The sequence below is a fragment of the Pseudotabrizicola formosa genome (genome assembly GCF_002900965.1).
Taxonomy (GTDB): domain Bacteria; phylum Pseudomonadota; class Alphaproteobacteria; order Rhodobacterales; family Rhodobacteraceae; genus Pseudotabrizicola; species Pseudotabrizicola formosa.
Genome location: NZ_PJOM01000005.1, coordinates 211,755 through 221,990, shown reverse-complemented (window position 1 = coordinate 221,990; position 10,236 = coordinate 211,755). Strand labels below are relative to the sequence as shown.

At 63.2% G+C, this 10,236-nt stretch carries 8 protein-coding genes; 1 reads left to right on the top strand and 7 read right to left on the bottom strand.

Annotated features, from left to right (window positions below; all coding sequences use genetic code 11):
• Positions 1-123 precede the first annotated feature (123 nt).
• The 6 genes from CXR43_RS16260 to chvE all read right to left on the bottom strand — a co-directional run bounded on the left by CXR43_RS16260 (position 124) and on the right by chvE (position 7,660).
• Complete coding sequence (locus CXR43_RS16260) at positions 124-1,047, bottom strand: Gfo/Idh/MocA family protein (protein ID WP_103335868.1); 924 nt, start codon at positions 1,045-1,047, stop codon at positions 124-126.
• On the bottom strand, positions 1,047-2,789 hold the full coding sequence (gene araD / locus CXR43_RS16255) for an L-arabinonate dehydratase (RefSeq protein ID WP_103335865.1): 1,743 nt from the start codon (positions 2,787-2,789) through the stop codon (positions 1,047-1,049). Before araD ends, CXR43_RS16260 begins: the two co-directional genes overlap by 1 nt.
• Before the next feature lie 21 nt (positions 2,790-2,810).
• Positions 2,811-3,791 carry an AraD1 family protein gene (gene araD1 / locus CXR43_RS16250; protein WP_103335862.1) on the bottom strand — a complete coding sequence of 327 codons (981 nt, stop codon included), beginning with the start codon at positions 3,789-3,791 and terminating at the stop codon, positions 2,811-2,813.
• A gap of 8 nt (positions 3,792-3,799) precedes the next feature.
• Complete coding sequence (gene mmsB / locus CXR43_RS16245; protein WP_103335859.1) at positions 3,800-4,990, bottom strand: multiple monosaccharide ABC transporter permease; 1,191 nt, start codon at positions 4,988-4,990, stop codon at positions 3,800-3,802.
• Positions 4,991-6,520, bottom strand: coding sequence for a multiple monosaccharide ABC transporter ATP-binding protein (gene mmsA, locus CXR43_RS16240; RefSeq protein ID WP_103335941.1), 1,530 nt, complete (start codon positions 6,518-6,520; stop codon positions 4,991-4,993). It abuts the gene before it with no gap.
• 72 nt (positions 6,521-6,592) lie between these two features.
• The gene (gene chvE / locus CXR43_RS16235; protein ID WP_103335938.1) at positions 6,593-7,660 is read right to left on the bottom strand and encodes a multiple monosaccharide ABC transporter substrate-binding protein; all 1,068 of its coding nucleotides are present in this window, start codon (positions 7,658-7,660) and stop codon (positions 6,593-6,595) included.
• Positions 7,661-7,832: 172 nt separating this feature from the next.
• Here chvE and CXR43_RS16230 point away from each other — a divergent pair, with 172 nt between their 5' ends.
• Entirely contained in the window at positions 7,833-8,765 is a 933-nt protein-coding gene (locus CXR43_RS16230) for a LysR family transcriptional regulator (RefSeq protein ID WP_103335856.1), read from the top strand.
• On the opposite strand, the gene gnd is transcribed toward CXR43_RS16230, so the two are convergent.
• Positions 8,762-10,177 (bottom strand): NADP-dependent phosphogluconate dehydrogenase, encoded by a 1,416-nt coding sequence (gene gnd, locus CXR43_RS16225; RefSeq protein WP_103335853.1) that lies wholly within the window; start codon positions 10,175-10,177, stop codon positions 8,762-8,764. The genes CXR43_RS16230 and gnd overlap by 4 nt on opposite strands.
• Positions 10,178-10,236 lie beyond the last annotated feature (59 nt).

The window sequence follows — 10,236 nt, the reverse complement described above, 5'->3', positions numbered from 1 at the left end:
AAACCCAGTCGCCCGCGATAAGGTGCTTGCCTGTCAGCATGTCAGTCTCCGATTGTTGGCCGGCGGAACCGGGGGTTTCACACCCCCGGACCCCCGTGGGATATTTGAAAACAGATAATGGGGTCAGAAGGTGAAATGGTCTGTCACGACGCGTTTGCCAAGGGTCATCGCGTCAGCCACATGGACCATCGGGGCAAGGTCAACCTCTGAGCGCCCCTCCGCCACCAGCTGGGCCATGCGGGCATAGAGGGCGGGATATTCGTCCATGATGGTGTTTGCGCCCTGTGACGGCTGACCGTCAAGCTCCAGCACATTGCCGCCCATGCGCAGGGCCATGTGGCCTGCGGTGGTGTCGATCTCGATGTCCCAGGTCTGCGGGCCCGTCTGGCGCCAGTCGAAATCGGCGGTGACATTGCCGCTGAAGCGCAGCCGGGCGGCAATCGGGGTCTGCCGGTTGGCGGGGAATTCCAGATCAGCGCCTTGCAGATGCACCGGGGCGGGCAGGATCTCGGTCAGGATCGACAGCGCGTTGATGCCGGGATCGAACACGCCCATGCCGCCGGGTTCAAACACCCAATCCTGGCCAGGATGCCATTTGCGCACATCCTCGCGCCAGGTGATATGGGCGCGGGTGATGGTCTTGTCCGCGAGCCAGGCCTTTGCGGGGGCCACAGCATGGGCCATGCGGCTGTGCCATGTGGCGTAAAGCGTCACCCCCTGCGCATCGGCAAGCGTTTGCAACGCATGGATTTCCGCCAGCGTCGCCCCGGGCGGCTTTTCCAGCATGACATGCCGACCCGCCCGCAAAGCGGCTTCGGCATAGGCATAGCGAGGCACCGGCGGCAGGGCGAGCGAGACCATGGCAATATCTGGCCGCGCGGCCAGCATGGTTTCCATATCGGCAAAGCTTTCGATCCCGTCCACCGTGCCAGAGCGCGATACGGTCGCGGCGAGCTGCCAGTCGGCACTGGCGGCAAGGGCGGGCACATGCTGATCCACCGCAATCTTGCCGATGCCGACAAGGGCAATGTTCTTGCGCTCGGGCATCAGTGTGAATCCCGTCCCACCGCCGCGCCGCGCGGGCCTTTCAGGAAATCGAGATCGGCCCCGGTATCGGCCCCCTCGACATGGCGCTGGTGCAGCCAGCCATAGCCCGAGGGGTAAAGGTCATGCGTGGGCACCCATGCCGCCAGCCGGGCTGTCAACTCGTCATCGGAAATGTCCAGATGCAGGCGGCGGTTGGGAACATCCAACTCGATGAAATCGCCATTCCGCACCACCGCCAGCGGCCCGCCCGCCGCTGCCTCGGGCGAGGTGTGCAGCACGACCGTGCCGTAAGCCGTGCCTGACATGCGTGCGTCAGAGATGCGCACCATATCGGTGATGCCCTTGCGCAGCACCTTGGGCGGCAGGCCCATATTGCCGACCTCGGCCATGCCGGGATAGCCCCTTGGGCCACAGTTCTTCATCACCATGATGCAGCTCTCGTCGATGTCGAGCGCCTCATCGTTGATCTTGGTCTTGTAGTCGTCGATGTCCTCGAACACCACGGCGCGGCCCCGGTGCACCATCAGATGCGGGCTGGCGGCAGAGGGTTTGAGCACTGCGCCTTTCGGTGCCAGATTGCCCCGCACGACCACCACGCCGCCCGACTGGGTCAGCGCCTTGTCGGCGGGCAGGATGACGTCTTCGTTGTGGTTGCGCACATCCTTGACCTGATCCCACATCGAGTCTCCCGACACGGTCAGCGCCTCCTTGTGCAGCAGCCCCGCCTCGCCCAGCCGCTTGATCACCACCGGCAGGCCGCCCGCGTAGAAGAATTCCTCCATCAGATATTTGCCCGATGGCATCAGGTTGACGATGGTGGGCACATCGCGGCCACAGCGGTCCCAGTCATCGAGGCTAAGGTCGATGCCGACACGGCCCGCAATGGCCAGCAGGTGGATGACGGCATTGGTGCTGCCCCCGATGGCGGCATTGGTGCGGATGGCGTTTTCAAACGCCTCTTTTTTCAGGATGTCCGAGGGCTTCAGGTCATCCTTGACCATCTGCACGATGCGCCGCCCGGTCATCTGCGCCATCACGCGGCGGCGGCTGTCCACCGCCGGGATCGCGGCATTGCCCGACAGCGCCATGCCAAGCGCCTCGGCCATGGAGGCCATCGTGCTGGCGGTCCCCATCGTGTTGCACGATCCGGGGCTGCGCGACATGCCGGCTTCGGCCTCGGCAAATTCCTCCGCCGTCATCTCGCCGGCCTTCACGGCTTCGGAGAACTTCCACAGATGGGTGCCAGACCCGACCCGTTCGTTGCGATAGTAGCCGTTCAGCATCGGCCCGCCTGTCACCACGATCGACGGCAGGTCGGTGGAGGCGGCGGCCATCAGCAGCGATGGCGTGGTCTTGTCACAGCCCACCAGCAGCACGCAGCCATCCATCGGCTGGCCGCGCATCGCCTCTTCCACCGCCATCGCCGCCAGGTTGCGGAACATCATCGCGGTGGGGCGGAAGGCGGATTCGCTGGCGGAAAACACCGGCACTTCGACCGGGAAGCCGCCCGCCTCATAGATCCCGTTCTTCACCCGCTGTGCCAGATCATTCAGATGCGCATTGCACGGCGTCAGTTCCGACCAGGTGTTGAGAATGCCGATGACCGGGCGCCCATCGAACAAATCATGCGGGAAGCCCTGATTTTTCATCCAGCCCCGGTGATAGATCTGATCGCGGCCCGTGCCGCCGAACCATTCCTGAGAGCGCAGTTTGCGGGGCCATTGGGCGGGTTTGAACGTCATGATGTCCTCACGGAAATTGGCTCACAGGGCATGAACCGTGTGCATCCCGGCCTCGGGTGCAACGGCAAGCGGATTGGTCAGCGGCAGGCCGAAATCGGGCACTTCGATCTCGAACACATCGCCCGGTTCGGTCTTGATGCCATCGGCAAAGGACAGGGTGGCGGTGCCGAACATATGCACATGCAGATCGCCGGGCTGGCGGAACACGTCATATTTGAAATGGTGATGTTCCAGATTGGCAAAGCTGTGCGACATGTTGGCCTCGCCCGACAGGAAGGGCTTTTCCCAGATCACCGCGCCTGCACGGCGGATGCGGCTGGTGCCGCGCACATCGGCAGGCAGGTCGCCCACCAGAATTTCCGGGCCGATTGACGCCTGCCGCAGCTTGGAATGCGCCAGATACAGATAGTTGATCCGTTCCGTCACATGGTCGGAAAACTCATTGGCCAGGGCCCAGCCAACCCGGCAGGGCGTTCCATTCGCTGCAATCACATAGATCCCCGCCAGTTCGGGCTCTTCACCGCCATCCAGCGCAAACCCGGGCGAGGTCAGCGCCGCACCCGGCGCCACCAGATGCACGCCATTGCCCTTGTAGAACCATTCCGGCTGCACGCCGGGGCCGGATGCAGGCTTGCCGCCCTCCAGCCCCATGCGGAACATCTTCATGCTGTCGGTGGCATCATCCGCAGTCGCCTTGGCATGCATCGCGTTGCGGGTGGATGCACTGCCCAGATGGGTCAGCCCCGTCCCGGTCAGATGCAGATGCGCCGGGTCCGGATGGGTGATCGGGGCAAGCAAGCGCCCTTCGGCGGCCGCGCGCAACAGATCCACTGCCGGGCCAAGGCCATGGGCGGCCACGACCGCCGCCAGGGACCGGCCGGTTTCTGCCGCTTCCATGGCCAGCGCATAGGTGCTGACCGCGCCCTGCACGATGGCAGCCTCCGATCCTTCGCGGGCGACCACGGCAACGCCTGTTTCTGTTCTGATCTGCGACAACAGCATGGCAGCCCTCATTTGTTTTTGTTGTAAACGTCAAAGATGACAGCGGCGAGCAGCACCAGCCCCTTGATCACCTGCTGATAATCGATGCCGATGCCCAGGATCGACATGCCGTTGTTCATCACGCCCATGATCAACGCGCCGACCACGACACCGACAATCTTGCCCGATCCGCCCGTCATCGAGGCCCCGCCGATGAACACGGCGGCAATCACGTCCAGCTCAAACCCCGCCCCGGCCTTGGGGGTGGAAGAGTTCAGGCGCGCGGCCACGATCATCCCAGCCAGTGCCGCCAGAACGCCCATGTTGACAAAGCAAAAGAACACCAGCCGTTCGGTCTTGATCCCTGACAGCTTTGCCGCCTTTTCATTGCCGCCCAGGGCATAGATGCGCCGCCCGCTGGTGGTCTGCTCGGTAAAGAAGGCATAGATCACCGTCAGCACCGCGAGCACCATCACCACATTCGGCAGGCCCCGGAAAATCGCCAGCTTGTATCCGACAAAAATAAGCGCGCCGCAGACAATGGCATTGCGGATCCAGAACACCGCCGCTGGTTCGGGCGTCACGCCAAAGCCCGCGTCCTGCGCACGCTTGCGCAGGCCCAGCCACACCACCAGACAGGCCGCCACCACCACGATCAGCAGCGCCGTGCCGTTCAGCCGCTCCAGCCCCAGCAATGCCTGATCAGCATCGCCAAACAGGTCCGGAATGAAGCCGGTCGAGAGCGATTGGAAACTGCGCGGAAATGGCCCGATGTTCTGGCCGTTCAGCAGCCACAGCGTCAGGCCACGAAACACCAGCATGCCCGCCAGCGTCACGATGAAGGACGGGATCTTCCAATAGGCCACCCAGTACCCCTGCGCCGCCCCGATCAGCCCGCCCACGATCAGACAGGCCGGGATCACCGCCAGCACCGGCCAGCCCAGATTGACCGTCAGCACCGCTGCGACAGCCCCGGTAAAACCCACGACCGACCCGATCGACAGGTCGATATGCCCCGCCACAATCACCAGCAGCATCCCCAGCGCCATGATGATGACGTAAGAGTTCTGCAAGAACAGGTTGGTGATGTTCTGCGCCGACAGGAAATCCACATCAATGCTGGCGCGCACGATCACCGTGAAGAAGAACACGATGGCGACCAGCGCCATGATCATCCCGTATTCGCGCAGATGACTGCTCAGATAAGTCTTTTCCGACATTTACGCCGCCTTCCCGACAGAATTCAGTATCATGGCCATGATGCGTTCCTGCGACGCCTCGGCGCGGGACAACTCTCCCACGATCCGGCCTTCGTTCATCACATAGATGCGGTCACACATGCCCAGAAGCTCGGGCATTTCCGAGCTGATCATCACGATCCCCCGGCCATCATTGGCCAGCTGGTTCATGATGTTGTAGATTTCAAACTTTGCGCCCACGTCGATGCCGCGTGTGGGTTCATCCAGGATCAGCACCTGCGGATCGGTGAACAGCCATTTCGACAGCACCACCTTCTGCTGGTTGCCGCCCGACAGGTTGACCACCTTTTGCTGCACATTCGGGGTGCGGATGTTCATGGCGCGGCGATAGTCTTCCGCCACCTGCGCCTCGCGCCGCTGGTTCAGCACACCGCGCCGGGCGATCCCGGCAAGATTGGCCAGGCTGATGTTGCGCAGGATGGGTTCTTCCAGGATCAGGCCCAGCGCCTTGCGGTCCTCGGTCACATAGGCCAGCCCCGCCGCCACGGCCTTGGTCACCGTGGATGTATCCACCGGCTTGCCGCCCATCGCGATCTCGCCGCTGATGTTGCGGCCATAGCTGTGGCCAAACAGGCTCATCGCCAGTTCGGTGCGCCCGGCCCCCATCAGCCCGGCAATGCCGACGATCTCGCCCTTGCGCACGGTGAACGCGGCATTGCGGATCATCTGGCGGTCTTTCTGGTCCGGATGGAACACGTTCCAACCCTTGACCTGCATCAGCACCTCACCGGGATTTGGCGTCCTCTCGGGATAGCGGTGCGCCATGTCACGCCCCACCATGTCGCGGATGATGCGGTCCTCGGAAATGTCGGCGCGGTTGAGGGTGGAAACCGTGCTGCCGTCGCGGATGATGGTGATCCGGTCCGCCACGCGGCCAATCTCGTTCAGCTTGTGGCTTATGATGATCTGCGTCACCCCCTGCGCCTTCAGCTCCAGCATCAGATCCAGAAGTTTCTGGCTGTCGTTCTCCTGCAAGGCGGCGGTGGGTTCGTCCAGAATCAGCAGGCGCACATCCTTGGCCAGGGCCTTGGCAATCTCGATCAGCTGTTGCTTGCCCACACCCAGCTTGCCGACAATCGTGGTCGGCGCTTCGTTCAGGCCCACCTTTTGCAGCAGCGCAGAGGTTTTCTGAAACGCCAGCGGCCAGTTGATCACCCCGGCCTTGGCCACCTCATTGCCCAGAAACAGGTTCTCGGCAATCGACAGCAATGGCACCAGCGCCAGTTCCTGATGGATGATGATGATGCCTTTGGCCTCGGACTCGGTGATGGACTTCATCGCCACAGTCTCACCGTCATAGACGATGTCGCCCTCATAGCTGCCATGCGGGTAGACCCCCGACAGCACCTTCATCAGCGTCGATTTGCCCGCGCCGTTCTCGCCGCAGATCGCGTGGATCTCGCCGGCCTCGACCGACAGGTTCACATGGTCAAGCGCGCGCACGCCGGGGAACAGCTTGCTGATCCCACGCATTTCCAGAAGCGTCGTCATCATCCCCTCCCACAAGGAAACCGGGCCTGCCTGCGCTGATATGGCAGGCAGGCCCGGAAGGGTCGTTATGGATTACTGCAGCTGCTCGGCGGTGTAATAGCCCGAACCCACGAGGATCTCCTCGTAATTCGACGCGTCCACCGAGACCGGCTCCAGCAGATAGGACGGCACGACCTTGACGCCATTGTCATAGGTCTCGGTGTCGTTGATCTCTGGCTCCGACCCGGTCAGCAGGGCTTCGACCATGCCCACGGTCACGCGGGCCAGTTCGCGGGTGTCCTTGAACACGGTCGAATACTGCTCGCCCGCGATCATCGACTTCACGCTTGGCACTTCGGCATCCTGCCCGGTCACGATCGGCATCGCCAGATCGCCCGAACCATAGCCCACACCTTTCAGCGACGACAGAATGCCGATCGACAGCCCGTCATAGGGTGACAGGGCGCCGTGCAGCACCTTGTCGCCATAATTGGCCGACAGCAGGTTATCCATGCGAGACTGGGCCACGGCACCATCCCAACGCAGCGTGCCAACCACATCCATGCCCATCTGACCCGACGGGATGGCAATATCGCCGGAATCGATCAGCGGCTGCAGAACCGACATCGCGCCATTGTAGAAGAAGAACGCGTTGTTATCGTCTGGCGAGCCGCCGAACAGTTCCACATTATGCGGCTTCACGCCCGGGAACCGCTCGTTCAACCCCTTGACCAGGCTTTCGGCCTGCTGCACGCCAACCTTGAAGTTGTCAAAGGTCGCGTAATAGCTGACATCGCCGCTTTCGCGGATCAGACGGTCATAGGCGATGACCTTGATCCCGCTGGCCGCCGCATTTTCCAGCGCGTTCGACAGCGTGGTGCCGTCAATCGCCGCAATGACCAGAACATCCACACCCTTGGTGATCATGTTCTCGATCTGCGCCAGCTGGTTCGGGATGTCATCCTCGGCATATTGCAGATCGGTGGCATAGCCGGCTTCGGTGAACTGCTTCACCATCGACTCGCCGTCCGAGATCCAGCGCGCCGAGGACTTGGTCGGCATGGCGATGCCAACGGTGCCCTTGTCCTGCGCAAAGGCCGGGCTGCCCAGCAGTGTGGCGGCAACCGCAAGCTTCAGAATCGCACGTTTTGTGAATTGCATATCTCTCTCCTCCCAAATGCCGGGAAACACGGCAATGTCGCGGCGGTTCGTCCGTTCCAGTGCGTTCTGCGCCCCTGGACCGCGATCACGCGGGACATTGATCGAAGTATACATCAGCGTCAAATGAGATTACCTGAAGCATATACTTCACATATGATATAGATCTGGCAAGATGAGCTTACCCCTCCACCACCTGAAAATGACCCATCTGCGCCTGCTGGCGCATCTGGCCGAGACCCGTCGCATCACCACCGCTGCCGAGCTCACAGGCGTCTCGCAGCCGACCGCTTCCAGGCTGATCGTCGAAATCGAGGCCATTCTGGGCCAGGCCATTCACGAACGCTCTGGCCGGGGCATTGCCCTGACGGTGGTCGGCGCGGCCCTGGCCGCGCGCGCTCGCCGCATCCTGACCGAGTTGCAAGAGGCAACCACCGAAATCTCGGGCCTCGCCTCGGGCGATTCTGGCCATTTGCAGCTTGGTTCCGTCACCGCCCCGGCGCTGTCGCTGATGCTTCCCGCCTTGCGCACGCTGCGCCTGACCCATCCCAACATCACCGCTGATGTGTCTGTGTCCCCCTCTGCCCTGTTGTGTCAGGAGTTGCGTGCCGGTCGGCTGGATCTGGTGCTGGGCCGCCCGACCGATGCCCGCGACGCCGAGGATTTCACCACTCAGCCCTTGGGCACCGAACCGGTGGCCCTTCTGGTGCGGCAAGATCATCCGCTGGCCGGCACCAGCCCCGCCGCCCTGTCCGATCTGATGCGCTTTGACTGGGTCATGCCTGCGGCACCCTCGCCGCTTGGCCGCGCCATGGCACACGGTTTTGCACAGCACGACCTGCCGCCGCCCCGGCAAAGCCTGACGACGGCCTCCTTTCTGCTCACCCTGACGATGGTGCGGCAGACCAATGCGATAGCGCCCTTGGCCCGCGCGGTGACGGACGTGTTCTGCACCCCCGGCAGCGGCTATGTCACCCTCGAGTCACCGCTGCAGATCAACGTCGGGTCCTATGGGCTGATGACCCGCAAAGGGCAGGCGATCACCCCCGCCCTGTCGCGCCTGATCGACCAGATCATCCGTCAGGGTCAACTGACCTCTGGGGCTTAGGCCGCGTTTCCCCAAGGCCCGTGCGGCAGATCTTTGCCATCCAGCCGCTCAAAGCCATGCGCGCCAAAGAAATCGCGCTGACCCTGAATCATGTTGGCGGTGCCGCGCGCCTGCCGCATCAGGTCGAACCACGAAAGCCCTGCCGACAACGCGGGCAACGGCAGGCCCTGCAGCGCCGCCCCGGCCACCACCCGGCGCAGCGCAGGCATGCTATCTTCCAGCAGCCCGGCAAAGAAAGGTGCCAGAGTCAGGTTGCGCGCCGGGTCTTCGGCCAGAGCCTGCGCCATATCGTTGAGCATGGATGACCGGATGATACAGCCAGCCCGCCAGACCCGCGCAATCGCAGGCATGTCCAGCGCCCAGTCAAACTCCTTTGCCGCCGCCGTCATCATGGCAAAACCTTGCGCATAGCACAGGATCTTGCCCGCAATCATCGCCGCTTCGAGATCCTCGAGCGACAGGTCAACCGCGCCCGCGGCCTTGCCAAAGCGCGCTTCACCCGCGGCCCGCTCGTCGCGCCGGGCCGAGACATTGCGCGCCATCACCGCCGCCTCGATCACCGGCACCGGGGCCGCCAGGTGCTGCGCCTCAATGGCGGTCCAGCGCCCGGTGCCCTTTTGTCCGGCCGCATCGACAATCATGTCCAGCATCTGCCCCTCGCCTGATGGGTCGGCGGCCGCCGCTACGGCAGCGGAAATCTCGATCAGATAGGACTGAAGGGTGCCCTCATTCCAGCGGGCGAAGACCGGGGCGATCTCTGTGGCCTGCATCGCCAGACCATCACGCATCACGCCATAAACCTCGGAAATCATCTGCATATCGGCATATTCAATGCCGTTGTGCACCGCCTTCACGAAATGCCCTGCACCGGATGGTCCCATATGGCCCGCACAGGGACTGCCATCTTCGGCGCGGGCCGCGATGGCCTGCAACAGGTCTTTCATCTGGCCCCAGGCCGCATCTGACCCGCCCGCCATGATCGACGGCCCATGCCGCGCGCCCTCTTCACCACCCGAAACGCCGATGCCCATGAAGCGGAACGGCAGGTCTGCCCCGTCGCGCCGGTTGGTATCGCGGAAATTGGCATTGCCCGCATCGATCACCAGATCGTCCGGGCCAAGCAGCGGCGCCAGCGCAGCAAGCTGATCATCCACCGCCTGTCCCGCCGGCACCATCAGGATGATGGCACGCGGCGGGGCAATCGCCTGCACCAGGGCTTCCAGCGTGTCGGCGGGGGTGATCCGCGCGGCCAGATCGCCCGCGTTTGCATGAAAATCCTGCGTCACCGATCCGGTCCGGTTCCATACCGCGATCGGAAAGCCTTTCTCGGCGATGTTGAGCGCAAGCGCCGCCCCCATGGTGCCAAGGCCGATCAGGCCGGTATGGGTCGCAGCGACTGGGGTCTGTGTCATGGCGGTCACGGTCCTCTGGATCTCAGGAATGTCATCAGGAAAGCCCGGCAAACGCCCGT

Excerpts from the sequence above, each read along its gene's own strand:
- CXR43_RS16260 (WP_103335868.1), bottom strand. The coding sequence starts at position 1,047 with ATGCCCGAGCGCAAGAACATTGCCCTTGTCGGCATCGGCAAGATTGCG.
- araD (WP_103335865.1), bottom strand. The coding sequence starts at position 2,789 with ATGACGTTCAAACCCGCCCAATGGCCCCGCAAACTGCGCTCTCAGGAA.
- araD1 (WP_103335862.1), bottom strand. The coding sequence starts at position 3,791 with ATGCTGTTGTCGCAGATCAGAACAGAAACAGGCGTTGCCGTGGTCGCC.
- mmsB (WP_103335859.1), bottom strand. The coding sequence starts at position 4,990 with ATGTCGGAAAAGACTTATCTGAGCAGTCATCTGCGCGAATACGGGATG.
- mmsA (WP_103335941.1), bottom strand. The coding sequence starts at position 6,520 with ATGACGACGCTTCTGGAAATGCGTGGGATCAGCAAGCTGTTCCCCGGC.
- chvE (WP_103335938.1), bottom strand. The coding sequence starts at position 7,660 with ATGCAATTCACAAAACGTGCGATTCTGAAGCTTGCGGTTGCCGCCACA.
- CXR43_RS16230 (WP_103335856.1), top strand. The coding sequence starts at position 7,833 with ATGAGCTTACCCCTCCACCACCTGAAAATGACCCATCTGCGCCTGCTG.
- gnd (WP_103335853.1), bottom strand. The coding sequence starts at position 10,177 with ATGACACAGACCCCAGTCGCTGCGACCCATACCGGCCTGATCGGCCTT.